The organism is Thiomonas delicata (assembly GCF_900088825.1).
Lineage (GTDB): Bacteria > Pseudomonadota > Gammaproteobacteria > Burkholderiales > Burkholderiaceae_C > Thiomonas_A > Thiomonas_A delicata.
This window is the reverse complement of the sequence record NZ_LT592171.1, coordinates 761,666-782,530: the sequence shown is the minus strand read 5'-3', so window position 1 is coordinate 782,530 and position 20,865 is coordinate 761,666. Positions and strand designations below refer to the sequence as shown.

Annotated in this window: 23 protein-coding genes and 3 pseudogenes; 18 read left to right on the top strand and 8 right to left on the bottom strand. The window is 66.0% G+C overall.

What is annotated here, in order from left to right; translation table 11 throughout:
- Nucleotides 1-2: 2 nt before the first annotated feature.
- The 4 genes and pseudogenes from THIARS_RS18975 to THIARS_RS13235 all read right to left on the bottom strand — a co-directional run.
- Nucleotides 3-95, bottom strand: a pseudogene (locus THIARS_RS18975) (ribbon-helix-helix domain-containing protein); the annotation flags it as partial.
- A 32-nt stretch (nt 96-127) separates the two neighbouring features.
- Nucleotides 128-703 (bottom strand): DJ-1/PfpI family protein, encoded by a 576-nt coding sequence (locus THIARS_RS13245; RefSeq protein ID WP_013106973.1) that lies wholly within the window; start codon nt 701-703, stop codon nt 128-130.
- Between the two features lie 479 nt (nt 704-1,182).
- The gene (locus THIARS_RS13240; RefSeq protein WP_094161301.1) at nt 1,183-2,118 is read right to left on the bottom strand and encodes an oxidoreductase; all 936 of its coding nucleotides are present in this window, start codon (nt 2,116-2,118) and stop codon (nt 1,183-1,185) included.
- Between the two features lie 2 nt (nt 2,119-2,120).
- A complete protein-coding gene (locus THIARS_RS13235) occupies nt 2,121-2,981 on the bottom strand; it encodes an enoyl-CoA hydratase/isomerase family protein (protein ID WP_094161300.1) in 861 nt (286 codons plus the stop codon).
- A 169-nt stretch (nt 2,982-3,150) separates the two neighbouring features.
- Between THIARS_RS13235 and THIARS_RS13230 the strand changes: the two genes are divergently transcribed.
- From THIARS_RS13230 to THIARS_RS13225, 3 genes and pseudogenes are all read left to right on the top strand, one after another.
- Nucleotides 3,151-3,597: a winged helix-turn-helix transcriptional regulator gene (locus THIARS_RS13230; RefSeq protein WP_013106970.1), complete on the top strand. Its 447-nt coding sequence runs from the start codon at nt 3,151-3,153 to the stop codon at nt 3,595-3,597.
- 101 nt (nt 3,598-3,698) lie between these two features.
- Nucleotides 3,699-3,899 (top strand): type II toxin-antitoxin system RelE/ParE family toxin, encoded by a 201-nt coding sequence (locus tag THIARS_RS18335; protein WP_050985973.1) that lies wholly within the window; start codon nt 3,699-3,701, stop codon nt 3,897-3,899.
- A gap of 207 nt (nt 3,900-4,106) precedes the next feature.
- A pseudogene (locus THIARS_RS13225) lies at nt 4,107-4,832 on the top strand (IS5 family transposase); the annotation flags it as partial.
- Between the two features lie 156 nt (nt 4,833-4,988).
- Here the strand turns inward: THIARS_RS13225 and THIARS_RS13220 are convergent.
- Both THIARS_RS13220 and THIARS_RS18670 read right to left on the bottom strand, forming a co-directional pair.
- A pseudogene (locus tag THIARS_RS13220) lies at nt 4,989-5,570 on the bottom strand (transposase); the annotation flags it as partial.
- A gap of 77 nt (nt 5,571-5,647) precedes the next feature.
- A complete protein-coding gene (locus THIARS_RS18670; RefSeq protein ID WP_157869590.1) occupies nt 5,648-5,851 on the bottom strand; it encodes a hypothetical protein in 204 nt (67 codons plus the stop codon).
- Between THIARS_RS18670 and THIARS_RS13215 the strand changes: the two genes are divergently transcribed.
- From THIARS_RS13215 to THIARS_RS13150, 14 genes are all read left to right on the top strand, one after another.
- Nucleotides 5,823-6,053: a hypothetical protein gene (locus tag THIARS_RS13215; protein ID WP_156054964.1), complete on the top strand. Its 231-nt coding sequence runs from the start codon at nt 5,823-5,825 to the stop codon at nt 6,051-6,053. The genes THIARS_RS18670 and THIARS_RS13215 overlap by 29 nt on opposite strands.
- A 172-nt stretch (nt 6,054-6,225) precedes the next feature.
- Nucleotides 6,226-6,555 carry a YHS domain-containing protein gene (locus THIARS_RS13210; protein WP_050986058.1) on the top strand — a complete coding sequence of 110 codons (330 nt, stop codon included), beginning with the start codon at nt 6,226-6,228 and terminating at the stop codon, nt 6,553-6,555.
- The gene (locus THIARS_RS13205; protein ID WP_013106969.1) at nt 6,545-6,835 is read left to right on the top strand and encodes a DUF5676 family membrane protein; all 291 of its coding nucleotides are present in this window, start codon (nt 6,545-6,547) and stop codon (nt 6,833-6,835) included. Before THIARS_RS13210 ends, THIARS_RS13205 begins: the two co-directional genes overlap by 11 nt.
- Before the next feature lie 23 nt (nt 6,836-6,858).
- The gene (locus THIARS_RS13200) at nt 6,859-8,691 is read left to right on the top strand and encodes a DUF3141 domain-containing protein (protein WP_172978989.1); all 1,833 of its coding nucleotides are present in this window, start codon (nt 6,859-6,861) and stop codon (nt 8,689-8,691) included.
- Nucleotides 8,692-8,730: 39 nt separating this feature from the next.
- Entirely contained in the window at nt 8,731-9,156 is a 426-nt protein-coding gene (locus THIARS_RS13195; RefSeq protein WP_013106967.1) for a hypothetical protein, read from the top strand.
- Nucleotides 9,153-9,554: a potassium channel family protein gene (locus tag THIARS_RS13190; protein ID WP_013106966.1), complete on the top strand. Its 402-nt coding sequence runs from the start codon at nt 9,153-9,155 to the stop codon at nt 9,552-9,554. The genes THIARS_RS13195 and THIARS_RS13190 overlap by 4 nt, the downstream gene beginning before the upstream one ends.
- A gap of 42 nt (nt 9,555-9,596) precedes the next feature.
- Nucleotides 9,597-9,977, top strand: a complete 381-nt coding sequence (locus tag THIARS_RS13185) for a hypothetical protein (protein WP_013106965.1) — start codon at nt 9,597-9,599, stop codon at nt 9,975-9,977.
- Nucleotides 9,978-10,080: 103 nt separating this feature from the next.
- The gene (locus tag THIARS_RS13180) at nt 10,081-10,584 is read left to right on the top strand and encodes a TlpA disulfide reductase family protein (protein WP_013106964.1); all 504 of its coding nucleotides are present in this window, start codon (nt 10,081-10,083) and stop codon (nt 10,582-10,584) included.
- A 14-nt stretch (nt 10,585-10,598) separates the two neighbouring features.
- Entirely contained in the window at nt 10,599-12,158 is a 1,560-nt protein-coding gene (locus THIARS_RS13175) for a cytochrome c biogenesis protein CcdA (protein ID WP_041609028.1), read from the top strand.
- A complete protein-coding gene (locus THIARS_RS13170) occupies nt 12,155-13,102 on the top strand; it encodes a F510_1955 family glycosylhydrolase (protein ID WP_013106962.1) in 948 nt (315 codons plus the stop codon). Before THIARS_RS13175 ends, THIARS_RS13170 begins: the two co-directional genes overlap by 4 nt.
- Before the next feature lie 165 nt (nt 13,103-13,267).
- Nucleotides 13,268-15,463, top strand: a complete 2,196-nt coding sequence (locus THIARS_RS13165) for a copper-transporting P-type ATPase (RefSeq protein WP_050985964.1) — start codon at nt 13,268-13,270, stop codon at nt 15,461-15,463.
- Between the two features lie 55 nt (nt 15,464-15,518).
- Nucleotides 15,519-15,914: a DUF302 domain-containing protein gene (locus THIARS_RS13160; RefSeq protein ID WP_013106960.1), complete on the top strand. Its 396-nt coding sequence runs from the start codon at nt 15,519-15,521 to the stop codon at nt 15,912-15,914.
- A 66-nt stretch (nt 15,915-15,980) separates the two neighbouring features.
- Complete coding sequence (locus THIARS_RS13155) at nt 15,981-16,232, top strand: SHOCT domain-containing protein (protein WP_013106959.1); 252 nt, start codon at nt 15,981-15,983, stop codon at nt 16,230-16,232.
- Nucleotides 16,233-16,240: 8 nt separating this feature from the next.
- Nucleotides 16,241-16,807 (top strand): hypothetical protein, encoded by a 567-nt coding sequence (locus tag THIARS_RS13150; protein WP_013106958.1) that lies wholly within the window; start codon nt 16,241-16,243, stop codon nt 16,805-16,807.
- A gap of 55 nt (nt 16,808-16,862) precedes the next feature.
- Here the strand turns inward: THIARS_RS13150 and THIARS_RS13145 are convergent, their stop codons facing one another.
- Both THIARS_RS13145 and THIARS_RS13140 read right to left on the bottom strand, forming a co-directional pair.
- A complete protein-coding gene (locus tag THIARS_RS13145) occupies nt 16,863-18,263 on the bottom strand; it encodes a heavy metal sensor histidine kinase (RefSeq protein WP_013106957.1) in 1,401 nt (466 codons plus the stop codon).
- Nucleotides 18,253-18,936, bottom strand: a complete 684-nt coding sequence (locus THIARS_RS13140) for a heavy metal response regulator transcription factor (protein WP_094161299.1) — start codon at nt 18,934-18,936, stop codon at nt 18,253-18,255. Before THIARS_RS13140 ends, THIARS_RS13145 begins: the two co-directional genes overlap by 11 nt.
- Nucleotides 18,937-19,118: 182 nt before the next feature.
- On the opposite strand from THIARS_RS13140, the gene THIARS_RS13135 reads away from it, so the two are divergent.
- Nucleotides 19,119-20,840 (top strand): copper resistance system multicopper oxidase, encoded by a 1,722-nt coding sequence (locus THIARS_RS13135; RefSeq protein ID WP_094161298.1) that lies wholly within the window; start codon nt 19,119-19,121, stop codon nt 20,838-20,840.
- Nucleotides 20,841-20,865 lie beyond the last annotated feature (25 nt).

Below are 20,865 nucleotides of genomic sequence, written 5' to 3'. Positions count from 1 at the left end.
CCTAGCCTGATGCTGGTGACCACCCCATGCAAGCGCACGGATCGCGTACGGCTTTCATAGCTGGTGGGGTCGGCACTGATGAAGATCTTGCACATGGCTGGGCTCCAGGAGGCCGTGGGTTGGAATGCTACAGGCTGATGCGCGTGCCGAGCACGGCCAGGAACTGGCCGATCCACGCCGGGTGCGCTGGCCAGGCAGGCGCCATGACCAGGTTGCCGTCCGTCACGGCCGCGTCGATGGCGATGCCCACGTACTCCGCACCGGCCAACTCGACCTCGATCTGGCAGGCGGGGTAGGCGCTGAGCTTGCGGCCCTTGATCAAGCCGGTGGCGGCCAGCAGTTGGGCGCCATGGCAGATGGAGGCGACGGGCTTGTTGTTGGTCAGAAAGTGCCGCGCGATCTCGACCACGCGCGTGTTCATGCGCAGGTACTCGGGCGCACGACCGCCGAGCACCACCAGTGCGTCGTACTTGGTGGGGTCGATGTCCCCAAAGCTGGCGTTGAGGGTGAAGCGGTGGCCAGGCTTCTCGCTGTAGGTCTGCTGGCCCTCGAAGTCGTGGATCGCCGTCATCACGTGATCGCCGCTTTTCTTGTCGGGCGCGATGGCGTGAACGGTGTGGCCTACAGCCTGCAGAGCCTGGAAAGGAACCATCACCTCGTAGTCTTCGCCGAAGTCGCCGCACAGCATCAGGATCTTGCTCATCGTGATTGTCTCCATTGGAGCATGTGGTTCCACCATTGTTCGCTGTACACGCCTGAGCTGGTAGTAGCTGCTTATCGAGCGAGTCGTGGTTTCCCCGGAACTGAAGCGGATGTGTATACCGTTCGGATTTGACCAGTGTGCCGACGCATCGTTGATCCATGCGCCTTGGGTACATGTCCTCACTCGACAGGAAACACCCGCAATTCTTCCCTGGTCACCGCAATTTCGGCCCCTTGGTCAACCTGACGTCGGCGCGAACAACTCAGATGAGACATCGCCGACAACTACGATCGTCAACTTGCTGAGCAAGCTGTTGCAGCTTGACTCAAGCAAAAACGCCTCCGGAAACCCGAGGCGGTTCACTGGCGCCAATGCGGACCGAGCGACACACGCCCCCGACCGCTCGCTGACGACTGCCCGCTCGGGGCAGACCAATCCAATCTACCGCAGGCGACGACACCAGTTCCCAAGTTGAAGGATCACTCGCTCAGATAGCGCACGCCGGTCAGCTTTTCGGACAGCGCCCATAGGCGGCGCGCGGAGTCTTCATCGCGCGAGGCTTGGTTGGAGCCCACCTTCTTGGGGTAGCCCCGATTCCCGCCCATGCGGTCCGGACCGTAGTAATCGCCGCCGCGCACATCCGGCATGCTGGCTGCGTAGAGCTGGGGCAACGCACCCATTTCGGCGGATTGCGCCAGCAGCGCGTTGCCCATCCGCATGAACATCCGACCCAAGGCGGACTTCTCCATCGTGGGCCCGGCGGTTTGCAGATTGGTGGCGGCGTAACCCGGATGCGCGGCAACGCTGATCGCCCGGGCTCCCGCCTTGCTCAGGCGCCGCTGCAGCTCGTAGGTGAACAGCAGGTTCGCCAGCTTGCTCTTGCCATAGGCGTCCCACTTCTTGTAGCGCTTGCGCTCCCAGTTCAGGTCACCGAAGTCCATGCTGCGCGTCCAGTTGTGCGCAAGGCTCGCTGTGCTGACCACGCGGGCGGCGGATGCCACCAGCAATACATCCAGCAGCAGGCCGGCAAGAGCGAAATGGCCAAGATGATTGGTGCCGATCTGCATCTCGAAGCCTTGCTTGGTCCGCACCAGCGGCAGCGCCATCACGCCGGCATTGTTGTGCAGGATATCCAGCTTCTGATGCCTGGCTTTGAAAGCCTTCGCAAATGCAGCGATGGAATCGAGATCGGCGAGGTCGAGCGCCATGAACTCGAGCTGCGCACCGGGCACTGCAACCTTGATCGCGTTCATTGCAGACTCGGCTTTCTCGCGTCCCCGGCAAGCCAGCACCACCTGCGCCCCGTTGCGCGCCAGTTCGAGCGCCGTGTGAAACCCCAAGCCGCTGTTGGCGCCGGTGACGACCGCCAGCTTGTTCTTCAGATCCGGCATGTCGGCCGTTGTCCAATGGCTCATTGTTATTCCCGTGGGTGTGTTTGCATTGATGGGCAGTCGACCCAGAAATTGCGCGCCAGCGGCCGCCGTTGATCCCACTTGCCCTTCTTGCTGGCGAAATCGACGACGCCGCTGCCCTGATCCGCATCCGGCACCTGCCAGGCGCCGTTGACCGCGCCGGAGAGCGCGCCCGACAACGCCTCGAAGCCCTGCGCGGTGTACAAATCGCACTCCACTCCCCGATTGATGATGAATTTCAGTTGTCTCACGGCCTGGTGATTCTTCACCCGGAATACCTCCAACAAATGGTTCACTTCCGCATCGAGTGCACCGATCGGCACGACCCGGTTCCACAGGGTGAGGTCCACGGCGCGGCGCGCACCGTGCAAGGCGCCGATCAGGTTGATCTCCTTGCTCATGCGCCGACCGATCAGGCGCGCCATGCGCGTGGTGCCGCCCCAGCCCGGGGTAATGCCCACATCCACTTCCGGCATGCCCCAGAGAGCCCGCTCAGTGGCAATGACGAAATCGCAGGCCATGGTGATCTCCAAGCCGCCGCCGACGGCCATGCCGTCGACCGCTGCGATGGTGATCTTGTCCAACTCCTCCAGCGTATTCGCCATGTGCTGGTAGTAGCGCACGCGGCGCATGACGTCGTTGGCATTGCCCCACTTGGGCATTTCGGTGATGTCGTCGCCGGCGCAGAAGTGCTCCCCCGCGCCTTTGATGATCAGATAGTTGATGTCGGTGGCGTCGCGCGCCTTTTCGAAGGCGCCGACCAGTTCGGCGGACAAGGACATGGACAGCGCATTGCGCCGCTGCGGACGGTTCAGCGTCAGCAGCATGGCGTCACCGCTTTGTTCAATGATCAGATCGTTGCTCATCCGCTTGCTCCTTGAGTTCGGGATGTGTTGCAGCGACGGGCTTGCACCTGGGCGCACAACCAGTCACAATCGAATGAATAGTTACACAGACGCTATCAAAATGCAAGTTAATAAAAAGAAATCAACCGGATCACGCCCCGAGGTCCCGGTCGCGCAGCGACGCCCGCGGGTGGATTCGATCGAGCGCGTGCTGTCGCAGGTTGGCGACGCCTGGACCTTCCTGATCCTGCGGGAAGCGTTTTTTGGCGTGCGCCGCTTCGATCAATTCCAGACCACCCTGGCGGCCGCGCCCAACATCCTGACCGACCGTCTCAAAAAGCTGGTCGCCAACGGCCTGCTACAGAGGCATCAATATCTGGAGCGTCCTCCGCGCTTCGAATACGGGCTGACGGAAAAGGGGGTCGACTTGTACCCAGCTATCGTGCTGCTCATGCGCTGGGGTGACCGCTGGCTGGACGAGGACAAGGGGCCGCCGTTGGTGTTGATGCACAGGCCCTGCGGCAAGGTGTCACAGCCGGTTTTGGTGTGTGATCAGTGCGCCGAGCCGATCAACGCGCGCGACATGGACTGGAAGCCGGGGCCAGGGGCTGAGCCTTCAGTCTCTGCGATGGCGTAGGTTGGTCTGATCATCGTGTCCGTGTCCGAGTTCGACTCTACCGAGCAAGAGGCGTTGTAACTTGCACCAGGTCATCGATGACATCGGCGAGTGCGCCCTGATTGTTGCCGGAAGGCCGCTGGAGCGCATCACCCAGCTCACCGAGGCGCTACCCGAGCATCCCCCTGTACAAGATCATCGACTGGTTTGCACAGCCGCGGGAGATGGTCGTCCACCCGACCTACATCGTGTTCTACCGCGTGACGGCCACCAGCATCGACATGCTCGCCGTCACCCACGCACGCCGCCAGTCCCCGGCTTGAGTGCTCGAAAGTGACAACATGACGATATAGCGTGACGCACACCGTGCGCAAGGCCGATGAGAACGGCCACCCCATTGAGATCATCCGCACCATCTCGGCACGTCGCGCCGACCGCACCGAAAGGCAACACGATGAAGCGCAAAACCGTGAGCCACACGCTGAAGACTCTGCCGATCTTGACCGGCGCAGCATGCCAGGCTCAAGGCGCTGGCAGCCAAGTCCAACAGCGAGATCGACGCCAGCGACAAGCTGGTGCAGGCCATCGAGACGGTGTACCCCAAGAGCGGTCGTCGCGGTCGCCCGCCCATTGGCGCCGAACGCATGCTGAGGCTGTATTGCATCCAACTGTGGTTTGGCTTGAGCGACGAGGGCGTGGAAGACGCCCTGTACGACAGTGCGGCATTCCGGCGCTTCGTCGGCATCGATCTGCGCACCGAGCGCGCCCCTGACTCGACGACCTTGCTGAAGTTTCGCCGCCTGCTGGAAACCCACGACCTCACGCGCGCACTGCTCGACGGGGTGAACGCCGGCATGCAAGAGCGCAGACTGCTGCTCAAGCGTGGCACGCTGATCGACGCTACCATCATCGCGGCGCCCAGTTCCACCAAGAACGCGCAGGGCACGCGCGACCCCGAGATGCGCTCGACCAAGAAGGGCAACAACTGGCACTTCGGCTTGAAGCTGCACATCGGCGTCGATGCCGAGTCGGGGCTGGCGCATACGGGGGTGACCACCGCTGCCCACGCAGCCGATGTGTCGCATGTGACTGAACTGCTGCATGGCGAGGAAGCGGACGTCTTTGCCGATGCGGGTTACACCGGCGTGGACAAGCGCGACGAGGTCACGGCCGCGCAGCAAGACGGCCGGATCGCACCGAACGTGAACTGGCATGTGGCCACCAAGCGCAGCCTGATCAAGAAACGTCCCGACGGCCTGGGCAACCCAAGTTCGACGTTCTGAGCAGATTTCAGCGATGGTCGGCGGTTGATAGATGTGTTGAATCAATGGGTTGAATGTCACCGTGGGGTGTTTTTCCGAAACTGTTTGTAGTGGCACGTTATTGACGCGAAGTAGTCGGCCCTGCAAAATTCATCTGATGCCACCGAGATTGGCATGAGCGAACGCATATCTAAGCGCGTTGACATTACCGGACGCAGGGGAGCCCAGGAAGTGGGCCAACCCGGCCACGAATTCAGGGCGCAATAAAAGGACCTTCAGCCCCAGACGCACCATCGCCCGCAGCAACCAGCGCAGGTTGTAGCCCGCCGCGCAGAGCACCGCATGCAACGCATCGCCGGTGGCCCCTTGCAACCAGCAGCGATCCATCCGGTTATCCGATTTCAGATGCCCGATGGCCGGCTCCACCGCCTGCCGGCGTTTCAGCCATCGGCGCTGTTGCAGCGTCAGCGGCTTGTACTTGCCCCGGTGGATGATCTCCACGCCAGGGTTGTCCTTGTCCACGCCCCGATAGCCCAAGTCGACCACCACCTGCTTGGGCACTTTGCCCGTCCCCTCCAGCAAAATGCCCGTCTGTTCCAGTTGCGGGTTCAACACGTGGCCATCGTAGGGGTTGCCCGGGAAGGTCCGGGCGCCCACCATCAGCCCGCTCTGATGGGCGCCCGCAATGCTCGTCTTGACCCCGAACTCGTAGGGCTTGCGCGCCTTGCCCTTTGTGTACAGCGTCAGAAGAACCCAAGTCGGGACTGCTGCGGCGGCAGCTCAAAGCCGCATAGCTCAGTTGTGCAACGTCACGCTTCTTTTGCGGCCTTTCGCCGGCTATCCGCCGTCGGCGTTCCGGGCGTCGTGGCCGACGCGACGCGGACGATCGAGATCGCCGTGGACGATTCGATGCGCTTCACACCGGACGCGATGTAGGTGCAGCGGGGGCAGACCGTCCGCTTCATCCTCGTCAACCAGGGGAAGATGCGGCACGAGATGACCATCGGGACCATGGCCGAACTCCAGGAGCACGAGAAGATGATGGCGGCGATGCCCGACATGGCCAACGGCGTCGAACCCAACATGGTCGCCGTGCCGCCGGGAGGAAAGGGCGAACTGGTCTGGCACTTCGGCCAGGCCGGGGCGGTGGATTTCGCCTGCACCATGCCCGGCCACATGCGGGCCGGGATGCTGGGCAAAGTGCTGGTCCGGTAGCCCCGCATCGGGTCCGGCTTCGCCTTGCAAATTCATGACGCAGATGTCATGGGATGGTCATGCGCGGGACAGCGACGGATGCCTATACTCGGATCGAGCAATCGGAAATCGCGCACTGACTGCGGATGGGCCGGGTCTGCGATGCGCGGTGCAAGCTGAGGAGGGCAGGCTCATGGGCACACTGCTGTACTTACTGCTGATCGCCGGCGTGTTTTTCGTGATGATGCGCTTCGGTTGCGGGGCGCACGTCATGGGCCACGGCGGACACGAGGGCCACGACCGCGCTGGTGGAGGGGCTGGCGGCGCCTCCGGCGGCCCGGCGCCGGACAAGGCGGTCGACCCGGTCTGCGGCATGAGCGTGGACACCGCCACCGCCAGGTCGGCCGTCTACCGCGGCCGGCCGTACTGGTTCTGCTCCGCAGAGCACCGCGACCAGTTCGAGGCTGCGCCCGAGCGCTACGCCATGGCGGACCAAGAGAAGGAGCACTCCCATGCCCACTGAAACCTGGCGTCCCGCCAATCGCCCGCGCCTGCCGGTGGTCGCCCTTGGCATGAGCCTGGGGATCTTCCTGGCCATCACCTTCGCCGCCTGCGTCGGCTTCGATCTGCTCGTTCCCGGGCAGGCCATGTACCAGAGCTGGCTGAAGCTGCTGCCCGGATTCACCTGGCTGAGCTGGCCGAGCTTCCTGCTCGGCCTGGGCGAGAGCTTCGGCTACGGCTGGTACGTGGCGCTGATCTTCGGCCCGCTGTTCAACTTCTTCGCTGCCCGGCTGACCGAATGAGGCTGCGCCCGGAAGAGCTTCCCATGCACGCGATCCCACGCAAGTCTCCCCGTCGGTCCGCTACCCCGACGCAAGTCGCCGCTGCGCCCGCGCCGGTTCCCGCGCCTGCCGTCGCCGCAACGCCGGCGGCGCCGGAGCCGAACCCGGCACCGCCGGCAGCGGCCGGCTTCCTCCCGCTGGACTATGCGCGCGACGTCGTCGAGCGTTCGATCCTGTTCTGGGACACGCTGCGCCAGCGCGCCGACGACCTGATCGCCCACGAGCGCGCCGGCAAGCCGCCGCTGCTGGACTTCGACTACGAGACGCTGCTCGACGCGCGCCGCTTCGAGCGCCCGGCCAACTACGCACTGCTGCGCATCACCCGCATTGGCGAGGACCGCTGCGAGGAGTGCTGCACCGACGCGTCCAAGCCCCCGGTGATGATCGTCGACCCGCGCGCCGGCCACGGCCCGGGGATCGGCGGGTTCAAGCGCGACTCCGAGGTCGGCATGGCGATGCGCGAGGGCCATCCGGTGTACTTCGTCGTGTTCTTCCCCGAGCCCTGCCCGGACCAGACGCTGGCCGACGTGCTGCATGCGCTGCGGCGCTTCGTCGAGGTCGTGGCCGAGCGCCACCCCGGAACGCGACCCGTCCTCTACGGCAATTGCCAGGCGGGCTGGGCCATTGCCCTGCTGTCGGCGGACTGCCAGGGGCTGGCCGGGCCGGCGGTGCTCAATGGCTCGCCGCTGTCGTACTGGGCGGGCGAGCCCGGGGTCAACCCCATGCGCATCGCCGGCGGCTTCGTCGGCGGCGCCTGGATGACCCACTTGCTCGCCGACCTCGGCGACAGCCGCTTCGACGGCGCCTGGCTGGTGCAGAACTTCGAGACCCTAAAGCCGGAAGCGGTGTGGGAAAAATACGCCTGCCTGTTCGTCGCGGTCGACACCGAGCGCGACCGCTTCCTGGAGTTCGAGCGCTGGTGGGGCAGCTTCTACTTCCTCGGCCGCGAGGAGATCCTCTCCATCGTCGAGAACCTGTTCATCGGCAACCGGCTCGAGGAAGGCGGGGTGCGAATCTGCGACGGCTGCTTCGCCGACCTGCGGCGCATCCGCAATCCGCTGGTGATCTTCGCCTCGCACGGCGACAACATCACCCCGCCGCACCAGGCGCTGGGCTGGATCCCGGCGGTTTACGAGGACACCGCCGACCTGAAGGCCGCCGGCCAGCGTATCGTCTACCTGATCGACCCGCACGTCGGCCACCTGGGCATCTTCGTCTCGGCCAAGGTGGCGCGGCTGGAGCACCGCGCGATCCTCGAAAGCCTCGCCGAGATCGAATCGCTCGAGCCCGGCCTGTACGAGATGCGCATCGACAATCCCTCGGGCGATCCCGACTCGCGCAAACCGGCCTACGCCGTGCGCTTCGAACCGCGCGAGGTGGAGGACCTGAAGTTCCCCGCGACGCCCGAGGCGTTCGAGCGCGTGCGGCAGGTTTCCGAGGCCAACGAGCGTCTCTACCGCGACTGGGCCGGCCCGTTGGTGCGCGCTCTGGCCAACCCATGGAGCGCCGCGGTCCTGGAGAGACTGCACCCCATGCGCACCAGCCGCATGCTGCTGTCCGGGGAGTTCAACCCGTGGATGGGCGCGGTGCGCGAACTCGCCCGGCAGGTCGGGCAGCGGCGCAAACCCTTGCCGCCCGAGCACCCGCTGATGGCCAGCGAGAGCGACGCCGTGCGCCGGACGGGCGCGGCGATCGGTGCATGGCGCGAATGGCGCGATGGCCAGGACGAGCGGATGTTCGCCCTGCTGTACGGCGCCGGGCAGCCTGCCGCTGCCGCCAAACCCGCGACACGCAAAGGCGCGTCCCATGGTCGGTGAAGCAGCGTCGGCCGCGGCGCTGACCGCGGTCGGCACGGTATGAAGACGCGCACGTCCTGGATCGGCTTCAACGGCGTTCCCGCGGGGGAGAGACGCGCGGCCCGCGCGCTCGGCAGGTTCGCTGCGCCGTGGATGATCGGCATCGCCCTGCTGGCGATGCCCTCGTTCTACCTCGAGGACCTGCAAGGCAATGCCCTGTACGCAGGCTGGGGGCTGCGCATCGACGCGCTCATCTTCGCCGCCTTCGCCGCCGAGACCGCGCTGACGGCGACGCTGTGCCGCAGGCGCTGGCGCTACCTCGCGGCCAACTGGCTCAAGGTCTTCATCGTCCTGGTTTCGGGGCTGGCGCTGCTCGGCGCCAACCGGGGCTGGATGCCGATCGTCCACCTGCTCCACCTGCTCTACATCGCCCTGTGTTCGCCTGGCTGCTGGGCCATGTCCGCCGTGTGTTCTCCGACAGCGTGATTCCCTACGCTGTGCTGCTGGGGGCCGGAGCGGTGCTGCTGGCGGGAGTGGGCTTCTACCGGATCGAGCCGACCATCCGCACCTACGGCCAGGGCGTGTGGCTGGCGTTCACCACCGCAGCCACCGTGGGATACGGCGACTTCGTCCCGACCACCGCGGCCTCGCGGGCGCTGGCCGTGCTGGTGGTGACCGGCGGCTACGCGGTGTTTTCGCTCGTCACTGCGGGCGTCGCCGCGTTCTTCGTGGGCGAGAGCGAGAAGAAGGCGCAGTGCGACATCCAGGACGAGTTGCGGTTGCTGCGCGAGGAGGTACGGAATCTCCGGCGCGACCTCGCCGCTTCCCGCCCCCGCCTGTGCGAGAAAGCCCCGGCCGCGTCGGGGGATTCGAAGAGCCTATGATTTTCGGTGCAACGGTCCGGCCATTCCCACTTCCCCGAACGCATGAGCGCCTTGCGCATCGCTTTCATCGCCTTTGTGCTGGCAGTCTTGCCACTGCACGGCTGGGCGTACGCCGTAATGCCCGCGGCCGCCACGGCGATGGCTGGGACTGCATGCGGCCATGCGGCTCCAACGTTCGGACACGGGTCGGCCGCGCGCGCCACGAGCCTCGCCGCACCGCCGCGTCCGTTCGTGCGTCACGGCGCAGGCTGTCCTGCCGGCGGCCAGTCGACCTGCCATGTCGTCTGCGGACTGACGCTGGCGACGGTTTCGGCGCCGGCCGTGTCCTTCCTGCCGCCTGCCGCAGCGGCTGTGCCGCAACCCGACGACCAGCGCCTCCCCAGCGCGCCGCCCGACGCATCCTACCGGCCGCCCCGGGCCTGAATCTCCCGACGCCTCACTGCGGGGCGGCCATGTGGCCGTCCCTTCCGGGGGACGCCGGCATCCGCCGCGGCCGTCCCCGTGAACGATCGATCGAGGTTTTCCCATGCGCATTCGTCTGCGATCCGTCGTTGCGGCCGGCGTGGCCGCCGCATTGGTCGCCGTGGCCTATGTCGCGCTCACCGACCACCCGCCGGCGCCGGACGCGACCTTCGTCCTGCTGTCTGGCCGGAAGCTGACCACCACGCAGTTGCGCGGCAAGGTCTACCTGGTGAACTTCTGGGCGACCAGTTGCGCCACCTGCATCAAGGAAATGCCACAGATGATCCAGACCGACCAGCGCTTCAAGGGGCGGGATTTCGCCTTCGTCGCGGTAGCGATGAGCTACGACCCGCCGGACTTCGTCGAGCAGTACGCCCGCACGCGCCGCCTGCCCTTCGACGTCGCCCGCGACGCCGACGGCAGCGCGGCCCGCGCGTTCTTCGGGGTGCGGATGACGCCCACCACCTTCCTGGTCGACAAGCGCGGGCGCATCCTCAAGCGCATCCTCGGTGAACCGGACTTCCCGGAACTCCACCGCCTCATCCGCCGCGAGCTGGCCGCTTCGTGATAGGTGCGACCGACATGTCCCTTTTCTTCGAAATCGCCCTGGCCCTCGCCGCGGGCCTGCTGCTGAACCTGACCCCGTGCGTGCTACCGGTCATCCCGATCAAGGTCCGAACCATCCTGCGCGAGGCCGGCGAGGGAATCGGAGCGCGGGCCGTGTCCGCCGCCCTGTTCGCTCTCGGCTCGGTGTCGTTCTTCGCGGCGCTGGGACTGGCCACCGCGCTGCTGCACTTGCAGTGGGGGGTGTTGTTCCAGTCGCGCGCGGTGCTGGTCGGGCTGGTCGTGGTGATGCTGGTGCTGGCGGCGGCGAGCTTTTCCGCGCGCAGCCTGCCGGTGCCGGCAGCGGTCGCGCGCCTGCGCGGTGGTCGCCATCTCGAGCCGCTGGTGTCGGGTCTGGTCGGCGGCGTGCTGTCCACGCCGTGCACGGGCCCCCTGCTCGGCGGCGTGCTGGTCTTCGCCCTGACCCGACCGCCGGCGGACATTGTGACGCTGTTCGTGGCCATCGGTTCGGGGATGGCGCTGCCCTACGTCGTGCTGCTGCTGCGGCCTGCCCTACTCGCCCGGCTGCCGCGAGGCGGGGCCTGGGCCGAGGTGGTGCGCAAGAGCTTCGGCTGGCTGCTGCTGGGCGGCGCGGTCTTCTTCGCGCAGAGCCTGCTGCCGGCATGGGTCGCTGATGCAGCGTGGATTGCGTTTCTCGCCGCGCTGGTGCCGTGGGCCGCTGTCACCGCGCTGCGCGCCACTGACCGGCGCACCCGGTGGGCCGCGGCGCCGGCCATCGCCTACCTGGGCGCCGGGTTCTGGCCCGCTGCCGGACAGGGCATCCCCTGGCAGCCGCTGCGCGCTGGCGACGCCGGCGCCATCGGCGCGCTGCATCGGCCGGCGCTGGTCGAGTTCACCGCGCAGTGGTGCCTGAACTGCCGCATCCTGGAGAAGACCGTGTACCGCGACCCGGCGGTGGCGCGCGCCGTGCGCGCGGCCGGCGCCGTGCCGCTGCAGGCCGACCTCACCCGCCCCGACCCCGTCCTGCAGCGGCTGCTGGCGAAGTACGGCGGTGCCGGCATGCCGTTCCTGGCGATCCTCGATCGCAACGGACGCGAGGTGGGGCATCTGTCCGGGCTGTTCACCGCCGGCACGCTGATCGAGCGGCTTTCCACCCTGCAACCTGTTTCGACGGCCGGCATGGCCGCGCCGGTCGACTCCGCGTCGGAGGTGAGCGCGAGCGTCACTGCGGCAGCCGGCGGCGCGACGGTGATCCTGCACATCGCCCGCGGCTGGCACGTCTACGCCAATCCGCCCTCGGCGCCCTACCTGATCCCCGTGTCGGTGCGCGTGCTGAGCGACGGGCGCGCGCTCGACGGGCGGCCGAGCTATCCGCCCGGCACGACCATCGGCTTGCGCATCGACGGCCGCGACATCCTCGTCTACGAGAACGACGCGCGCATCGGCCTGCCCGGCCTGGCAAGCCTGCGAGGACAAGGACCTTTGCCTACCGCCGACGACCCTGAGCGCCGCGGTGCGGTGAGGCGATCCACTTTTTTCAGCTTTCTCTTGATCCCAACCGAAAAGGAGTTGCAATGAGACATTTCCCCACCCGGCGGCTCGCAGCCGCCTTGCTGGCCGCAGCCGCGACGATGCTTCCGGCCTGGGCTGCCGGCCCGGCGATGCCGGCCATGGCGGGCATCGCCGCCGCGGGCGCGCCGGTCGAGCTGATGCACGTGCACGGCCTGGCCTTCGGCCCCGACGGCACCAGGCTCTACATCCCCGACCACCACGGCGTGGCGGTGTACTCGGCGGGACGCTGGTCCACGCTGCCGAGCGCGTCCAACGACTACATGGGCTTTACCGCCACGCGCACGGCGTTCTACAGCAGCGGCCACCCGGCGCCGGGGACGAACGCGGTCAATCCCATCGGCCTGGTCAAGAGCACCGACGGCGGCCGGACCTGGCACACCCTCGGCCTGCGCGGCGAGTCGGACTTCCACGTCATGGCGGCCGGATACGCCTCCAACGCGGTCTACGCGATGGCCATGGAGCGCAACAGCCGCATGCCCGAGCCGGGGCTGTATGGCACGGTCGACGACGGCTTCGTCTGGAAGCATGCGGCCGCTGACGGCCTCGAGGGCGAGGTGTTCGCGCTGGCCGTGCATCCCACCGATCCGCGCATCGTCGCCGCGGCGACCAAGAGCGGGCTGTACCTGTCCACCGACGCGGGCGCGCATTTCCGCGCCGTCGCCGGCAACGCCCAGTTCCTGTCGGTGGCGTTCGACCTCGACGGCAAGCATCTCTGGTACGGCAGCTACGACGGCCAGCCGCACCTGACGCGCATCGCCTTCGCCGGCGGGTCCAGCGCGCCGCAGGCCGTCGCGCTGCCGCCGCTGCGGGAGGACGCGGTCGCGTACGTCGCGCAGAACCCGGCGCGCCGCGGCGAGTTGGCGATCGCCACCTTCCGGCGCGACGTCTATCTCTCCCTCGACGGAGGACGGAGCTGGAAGCAGATCGCCGCCGCCGGGCGCACGCGATAGGACGCTTCGCCTGCCCGCCGGCGCGAAGGCCGACCGTCGGCCGGCGGCGAACATGACATCGACGTCATGATCCGGTCATCTGCCTGAAAGCGCCGACCGCCTAGACTGGTCTTGCTGGGCCGCCGTCGGAGACGCGCGGGCTCCGCCCGATGGAGAGCGAACACCATGAACGATACGACCCATCTGCACCCGCACGAGGCACACCCCGGACCCGCGTTGAGCGCTCGCCCGGCGTCCGGCGGCACGCGCTACACCTGCCCGATGCACCCGCAGATCGTGTGCGACGCGCCGGGTTCGTGCCCGATCTGCGGCATGACGCTCGAGCCGCTCACGGTGCAGGCGCAGGACGAGGACAACCCCGAGCTGGCATCGATGACCCGGCGCTTCTGGGTCGGCCTGGCGCTCACCCTGCCGGTGCTGGCGCTGGCGATGATCGACTACCTGCCGGGGATCCACGCCGCCGCGCTGCCCGGCGCCGCGGCCTATCCCTGGATCGAGTTCGCTCTCGCCTCGCCCGTGGTGCTGTGGGGCGGCTGGCCGTTCTTCGTCAAGGGCTGGCGTTCGGTGGCGACGTGGAACCTCAACATGTTCACCCTGATCGGGCTGGGCGTGGGCGTGGCCTACGCCTACAGCGTCATTGCCCAGGTCGTCCCGCAGATCTTTCCGCCGGCCTTCCGCGACCCCGCCAGCGGCCACGTGGACGTGTACTTCGAGGCGGCCTCGGTGATCGTCACCCTGGTGCTACTCGGGCAGGTGCTCGAGTTGCGCGCGCGCAGCAGCACCAACGCGGCCATCCGCGCGCTGCTGGGCATGGCGCCCAAACTGGCGCGACGCATCGCGCCCGACGGGACCGAGGCCGACGTGCCGCTGGAGCAGGTGCAGGTGGGCGACCGGCTGCGCGTGCGCCCGGGCGAGAAGGTTCCGGTCGACGGCGTCGTCCTCGAAGGCGCGTCCTCGGTGGACGAGTCGATGATCACCGGCGAGCCCATGCCGGTGGAAAAAGGTGCGGGCGACAAGGTGGTCGGGGCCACCGTCAACAGCAGTGGCGCGCTGGTCATCCAGGCGCAGCGCGTGGGCGCCGACACCCTGCTGGCGCAGATCGTGCACATGGTCTCGGAGGCCTCGCGCAGCCGCGCCCCGATCCAGAAGCTGGCCGACCTGGCCTCGGCGTACTTCGTCCCCGCCGTGGTCGTGACCGCCGCGCTCACGTTCGCCGTCTGGGCGGTGTTCGGGCCGGCGCCGGCCATGGGGTACGCCGTGATCAATGCGGTGGCGGTGCTGATCATCGCCTGTCCCTGCGCGCTCGGCCTGGCCACGCCGATGTCGATCATGGTGGCCACCGGCAAGGGAGCCGCCGCCGGGGTGCTGTTCAAGAACGCCGAGGCGATCGAAACCTTGCGCCGCGTCGACACCCTGGTGGTCGACAAGACCGGCACGCTCACCGAGGGCCGGCCGCGGCTGCAGGAGGTGATGCCGACGCAAGGCTTCGCGGCCGACGAGGTGCTGCGCCTCGCGGCCAGCCTGGAGCGCGGCAGCGAGCACCCGCTGGCGGCGGCCATCGTGCAGGGTGCGCAGAACAAGGGACTCGCCCTGGAGCCGGCCACGGACTTCCAGGCCGCGCCCGGCAAGGGCGTGACCGGGACGATCGCGGGCGCGCATGTGCTGCTGGGCAACGCGGCGCTGCTGTCGGCCAACGGCGTGGGCACCGCAGCGCTGGCCGCGCCGGCCGAGGCGCAGCGCGCGCAGGGGCGCACCGCGATGTTCCTGGCGGTGGACGGCCAGGCCGCCGGGCTGGTGGCGGTGGCCGATCCGGTCAAGGCGACCACGCCCGAGGCGATCCGGCAACTGCACGCCGAGGGCCTGCGCATCGTCATGCTCACCGGCGACAGCGAAACCACGGCCAAGGCCGTGGCACGCGACCTCGACATCGACGAGGTCATCGCCGGGGTGCTCCCGGACCAGAAGGCGCAGACGGTCAAGCGCCTGCAGGCCGAGGGCCGCTTCGTCGCCATGGCCGGCGACGGCATCAACGACGCCCCGGCGCTGGCGCAGGCGCAGGTGGGCATCGCCATGGGCACCGGCACCGACGTGGCGATGGAGAGCGCCGGCGTCACCCTGGTCAAGGGCGACCTGCGCGGCATCGTGCGCGCCCGGCGCCTGAGCCGTGCCACCCTGCGCAACATCCGGCAGAACCTGTTTTTCGCCTTCGTCTACAACAGCCTGGGCGTGCCCGTCGCTGCGGGCATTCTGTACCCGTTTTTTGGCATTCTGTTGTCACCGGTGATCGCGGCGGCGGCGATGTCGTTCAGCTCGGTTTCGGTCGTGGCAAACGCCCTGCGCCTGAGGCGCGCGCGCATTTGAAAAACTGGGCCCAGGCCAGACAGGCCTCTCTTTCATCGTTCATTGGAGAATCGTCATGAGTTCTTATGTGTTTACCGTCACGAGCAACAAAGACTTCGAGACCACGGTGCAGGCCGCGACCGATGCATTGAAAGAGGAGGGCTTCGGTGTGCTGACCACAATCGATGTGGCGGCGACGCTCAAGGCCAAGCTTGGGATCGATGAGCGCCCCTATCGCATCCTGGGCGCCTGCAATCCCCACTATGCCCACCAGGCATTGAAAGTGGAGCCCGACATTGGCGCGCTACTGCCGTGCAATGTCGTCGTGCGAGAGGAACCAGACGGAAAGGTCAGCGTGGTATTCATGGATCCGGCCGCCGTGCTCGGCATGGTCGGGCAGTCTGAAATCGACCGGCTCGGAGGGGAAGTGCGCACCAAACTGCTGCGTGTCGCCCAGTCCCTGCAGTCGTAAGTACAGCGCCGCCAAGTTTTTGGCTCGTTGTGGGGGCTCTCGCATTCGGATTGAAGGAGCGTCATCGTGGGATATGGCTATGGAATGATGGGTGGTTGGGGTGGATTCGGCCTGGGGTGGGTGTTCATGGTGCTGTGGTGGGTCGTGATCCTCGCGCTCGTGGTGGGCTTGATCCGATGGCTGTTTACGGGCCACGCAAACAGTTCAGAGTCACGCCCGGTAGACAAAAAGCACATGGACATCCTCAAGGAACGTTATGCCCGCGGGGATATTGACCGCGAAACCTATGAGCGGATGCGGCGCGAGCTGGAAAGTTGAGGTGCATCATGAGCAAGATTTCAAAGTGGGTGCTCGCGCTTGGCATCGTGCTGTTCGCCTACTACTTGGCGCTGGTTCCAGAATTCGGTCCGTTTCCCTTCTGGGGGCAGCGATGGGAAGTCGGCGTCGCACAGGCGCCGTGGCATGAAAATGGGCCTTGGCCCTACGGCATGGGCATGATGGGTGGTGCCCTCCGGTATTGGGAGCGTCCAGCCCCTCGCGACAGACCGTATGGCGGGTACGGCATGATGGATGGAGCTGCACCATGGGCTGGACGGGCCTGGCAGGCAAATCTGACGCTTGCGCAGCAGGTCCGCATTGGACAGATCCAGGCAAGCGCTCTGCGTCAGGAAGGTGCGTTGCAGGCGCAGCTCTACGCCGCAAGAGCAAATTTGCTGGCCTTGAATTCAGCAGCCAAGCCCGACCCGAAGGCTCAATCTCAGGCAGCGACAAGCGTCGCGGATACGTTACGCCAGCTTGTTCAGATCCGCCTGCAGGCAGAGCAACAGATTCAGACGGTTCTCGCGTATCCTTCGAAACCCCCATCGACAACGGCCTCTGGCACTGCGCCGTAGACTGAAAGCCGCGACGCACTGACCGCGACCTGGATACTTTCGGAGCTGACGGGTTTCACAGAATGTGCCCGGCCGGCAGGTCGACGCTGAAACACGTCATTCCGGATGTAGAGGTGACCGAGACTTTCCCAGCGTGGGCCTCGATGATCGACTTGACGATGGCAAGTCCGAGGCCTGCACCCTCGCCGCGTCGCTGGCGCGAGGGATCCACGCGGTAAAAGCGATCGAACAGATGCGGCAAATGTTCTGATGGAATGCCAATCCCGGGATTACAGACCTCGATCGTGACCCATCGCTGATTCCGCGACAGGCGTACGTCGACGGATTGGTCGCGTTGCGTGTAGCGGACGGCATTGGCGATCAGGTTGCTGAGTGCGCGGCGCAACATCTCTCGATCACCCTCGACTCGACCGACTTGCCCGTTCAGTTCGAGCGAGACCCCACGGTCCTCCGCCCAGGCTTCGAAGTAGTCGAACAGGCTGCGTATTTCCGCATGCAGGTCAATTCCCCCGGCGTCGCGTCGCATCGGCCCCTGCTCGGCTTGCGCCAGGAACAGCATGTCGCTGATCATCGCGCCCATACGCTCGAATTCTTCAAGGTTCGAATACAGGATTTCCCGGTAGGCATCCACGTCCCGGGCCTTTGACAGCGCGACCTGGGTCTGCGTCGTGAGATTGGTCACAGGGGTGCGCAGCTCGTGAGCGATGTCGGCCGAGACGTTACGCAAACGCGCGAAGCCTTGCTCGATCCTGGTCAACATGGCGTTGAAGGCGGCCGCCAGATCCACGAGTTCGACTGGAACGTGCTTTGGATCGAGGCGTGTGTGCAAGCGCTCAGTTGTCATTTCTCGCATGCGCGCGCTGATGCGGCGCAGCGGCGCGTGCCCTTGGCGTACGGCTAAGGCTGCAACAAGAACGCTGATGAGGCTTGCCATCAACGTCCCCGCCCAAAGAGCATTCTGCAATTCCCGCAAATACTGGAGGTGGAAGTCGATCGCAGTGGCGACGACGACCGTTTTGTCGCCACTGCGCAAGACCGCTCCTCGGTAGACGTGGTGATCGGTTCGCCAGATATGGAGCGTATCTAAAGCCAAATGCGTGGTGGCTGGCACCTTTTCGCCCAAGGCATCGAGATCTGGTGCAGTCGTTCCGTACAGCCGCCGGCCATCAGCATCACGGACGACAAAGTACACATCGTGGCCTCCCGCGATCGCGTCGGCGAGCTCGTGGGACTGTGCTGCCCCAGACGAAGAAGCCCCATCTCGACGAAGCGCTGCATCCACCGATGCCCAAGCTGATTGCAGTTCGGCCAGATCCATCCGGGAAAAATGCCGCTCGATCGAATATTCGATGCCCCATGCAGAGAGTACGAATATCGCCGTTGTCACCAAGCCGACCAGACTTGTGACGCGAACCGCCAGCGACATGGGGCGGCGTGTTCGCTTCTCAACGCCCATCGGGGACGTCCAGGGTATAACCCATACCGCGCACGGTCTGGATCAACTTGGGCTCGAAACCGTCATCGACTTTGGCCCGCAGGCGCCGGATGGCGACGTCGATCACGTTGGTGTCGCTGTCGAAGTTCATGTCCCACACCTGAGAGGCGATTAGCGATCGGGGCAGCACTTCACCCTGGCGTCGGATCAGCAGTTCCAGCAAGGCAAACTCCTTGCTGCTCAAATTGATCCGGACCCCCGCCCGCGTGGCGCGACGCCGCGGTATATCGAGCACCAGATCCGCGACGTGTAGTTGGTCGGTCTGGATCGGGGCACGGCCGCGGCGCAACAGGCTGCGCACGCGCGCGAGCAGTTCGGTGAAGACGAAAGGTTTGACCAGATAATCATCGGCTCCGAGTTCAAGACCCTTGACGCGGTCCTCGATCGCGTCGCGCGCCGTGAGGAACAACACCGGGGTGCCGTTACCAGACTCGCGCAGAGACTGGAGGATGCGCCAGCCGTCGACGTCGGGAAGCATGACGTCGAGCACGATAAGGTCGTAGGGCGCGGTCATCGCGTAATGATGGCCATCGAGGCCGTTGCGCGCCCAATCGACGACGAATCCGGATTCGCTGAGCCCCTGTCTCAGATACTCACCGGTCTTGATTTCGTCCTCGACAAGCAGCAGTTTCATCGATCTCCCCCAACGAGGCGACGGCTTGCGGCCGTGCTCTCGTTCCCAAACTCTAGCCGCAGCACGTCAACAGCAAGCTGACGAGAACATGACATTAATGTAATGGTTGGGTCATCGGCGTGACAGTGGAGCCTTCCTAGGCTACGGCTTCGATTTTCCATTGAACAGGAGCAGCCGAAACCATGCAACGCAATCTCCTCATCCGGCCAGAAGGTGTCCATGTTCAACGGCGGCGCTTCGTGCAAGGGTTCGCTGCTGGCGGCGTCATGCTGGGGCTGGCCCCGTGGACGGCGCGCGCACAAACGGCGCCCGCCGCAACCGGGACGGCCCCGGAGTTGCGGGGTCGCGAATTCGATCTGGTGGTGGCCGAGACACCGGTCAATTTCACCGGAAAACATCGGGTCGCGACGACGATCAACGGATCGATTCCAGGGCCAACGCTGCGCTGGAAGGAGGGCGACACGGTGACGATTCGTGTGACCAACCGGATGAACCGTTCGACGTCGATCCACTGGCACGGCATGCTCGTGCCCTTTCAGATGGATGGCGTGCCTGGAATGAGCTTCAAGGGTATCGCTCCCGGCGAGACCTTCGTCTATCACTTCAAGGTTCAGCAGGCCGGTACCTACTGGTACCACTCCCACTCGGGCATGCAGGAGCAAACCGGCATGTACGGCGCCATCATCATCGAACCCGCGCATGGCAAGACCATACGCGCCGAGACCGATCATGTGGTGCTGCTGTCGGACTGGATGGACGAAGACCCGATGCGCGTCCTGGCCAAGCTCAAGGACGACAGCGGTTTTGACAACTACCACGAGCCGACGGCGGCGGACTTTTTCCGCGATGTCTCCCGCGAGGGGCTGCGTGCGGCACTCGACAAGCGCGCGATGTGGGAGCAGATGCGCATGAGTCCGAACGACCTCTCGGATCTTTCGGGCGCGACGCTCACCTACCTGATGAACGGCGTCACCCCGGCGGGCAACTGGTCGGCGCCCATCGTGCCGGGAAAGCCGGCCAGGCTGCGCTTCATCAACGGCGCAGGCAACACGTTTTACGACGTGCGCATTCCTGGCCTGAAGCTCACCATGGTGGCGGCCGATGGGCAGGATGTGGAGCCGGTGAGCGTGGACGAGTTCCGTTTCGGACCCGGGGAAACCTACGACGTGCTGGTGCGCCCGCAAGACTCGGCCTACACCATCTTCGCACAATCGATGGACCGCACTGGTTACGCGCGTGGCACACTGGCTGCGCGCCCGGGGCTCGCCGCGCCCGTCCCGCCGATGGACCCCCGCCAGCAACTGACCATGGCCGACATGATGGGCAACGACATGAGCTCGATGCCGGGAATGGACATGGGGGGGATGAGCATGGACACGGGCCCCGCCGTGCGACACGCACCGACCGAGTACGGTCCCGGCGTCGACGCCCGCGTCGATCACCCACGGACCAATCTGGACGATCCCGGTGTGGGCCTGCGCAACAACGGCAGACGCGTGCTGACTCTTGCTGATCTGCACACGATCGGCGGCCCGATCGATCCGCGTGCGCCAGGCCGCACGATCGAGATGCATCTGACGGGCAACATGGAGCGCTACACCTGGTCGTTCGACGGCGTGCCGTTCGGGGAGTCGACACCGGTGCATTTCCGCTATGGCGAGCGCCTGCGCATGGTGTTGGTGAACGACACGATGATGACCCACCCGATGCACATGCACGGCATGTGGAGCGAACTGGAGAGTCCGGATGGCCAATTCCAGGTGCGCCGCCACACCATCCCGGTTCAGCCGGCGCAGCAGGTCAGCTACCGCATCAGCGCCGACGCGCTGGGGCGCTGGGCCTGGCACTGCCATCTGATGATGCATATGGATGCTGGGATGTTCCGCGAGATTCTGGTGTCGTGACCATCGCGGCAATAGGAGAAGAAAT

Coding starts and splice junctions, on each gene's coding strand:
- THIARS_RS13140 (WP_094161299.1), bottom strand. CDS start 18,936: ATGAAACTGCTGCTTGTCGAGGACGAAATCAAGACCGGTGAGTATCTG.
- THIARS_RS13215 (WP_156054964.1), top strand. CDS start 5,823: ATGCGGCACGAGATGACCATCGGGACCATGGCCGAACTCCAGGAGCAC.
- THIARS_RS13165 (WP_050985964.1), top strand. CDS start 13,268: ATGAACGATACGACCCATCTGCACCCGCACGAGGCACACCCCGGACCC.
- THIARS_RS13235 (WP_094161300.1), bottom strand. CDS start 2,981: ATGAGCAACGATCTGATCATTGAACAAAGCGGTGACGCCATGCTGCTG.
- THIARS_RS13200 (WP_172978989.1), top strand. CDS start 6,859: ATGCACGCGATCCCACGCAAGTCTCCCCGTCGGTCCGCTACCCCGACG.
- THIARS_RS13170 (WP_013106962.1), top strand. CDS start 12,155: ATGAGACATTTCCCCACCCGGCGGCTCGCAGCCGCCTTGCTGGCCGCA.
- THIARS_RS13205 (WP_013106969.1), top strand. CDS start 6,545: ATGCCCACTGAAACCTGGCGTCCCGCCAATCGCCCGCGCCTGCCGGTG.
- THIARS_RS13195 (WP_013106967.1), top strand. CDS start 8,731: ATGAAGACGCGCACGTCCTGGATCGGCTTCAACGGCGTTCCCGCGGGG.
- THIARS_RS13240 (WP_094161301.1), bottom strand. CDS start 2,118: ATGAGCCATTGGACAACGGCCGACATGCCGGATCTGAAGAACAAGCTG.
- THIARS_RS13180 (WP_013106964.1), top strand. CDS start 10,081: ATGCGCATTCGTCTGCGATCCGTCGTTGCGGCCGGCGTGGCCGCCGCA.
- THIARS_RS13210 (WP_050986058.1), top strand. CDS start 6,226: ATGGGCACACTGCTGTACTTACTGCTGATCGCCGGCGTGTTTTTCGTG.
- THIARS_RS13185 (WP_013106965.1), top strand. CDS start 9,597: ATGAGCGCCTTGCGCATCGCTTTCATCGCCTTTGTGCTGGCAGTCTTG.
- THIARS_RS13245 (WP_013106973.1), bottom strand. CDS start 703: ATGAGCAAGATCCTGATGCTGTGCGGCGACTTCGGCGAAGACTACGAG.
- THIARS_RS13145 (WP_013106957.1), bottom strand. CDS start 18,263: ATGGGCGTTGAGAAGCGAACACGCCGCCCCATGTCGCTGGCGGTTCGC.
- THIARS_RS18670 (WP_157869590.1), bottom strand. CDS start 5,851: ATGGTCCCGATGGTCATCTCGTGCCGCATCTTCCCCTGGTTGACGAGG.
- THIARS_RS13150 (WP_013106958.1), top strand. CDS start 16,241: ATGAGCAAGATTTCAAAGTGGGTGCTCGCGCTTGGCATCGTGCTGTTC.
- THIARS_RS13160 (WP_013106960.1), top strand. CDS start 15,519: ATGAGTTCTTATGTGTTTACCGTCACGAGCAACAAAGACTTCGAGACC.
- THIARS_RS13135 (WP_094161298.1), top strand. CDS start 19,119: ATGCAACGCAATCTCCTCATCCGGCCAGAAGGTGTCCATGTTCAACGG.
- THIARS_RS13175 (WP_041609028.1), top strand. CDS start 10,599: ATGTCCCTTTTCTTCGAAATCGCCCTGGCCCTCGCCGCGGGCCTGCTG.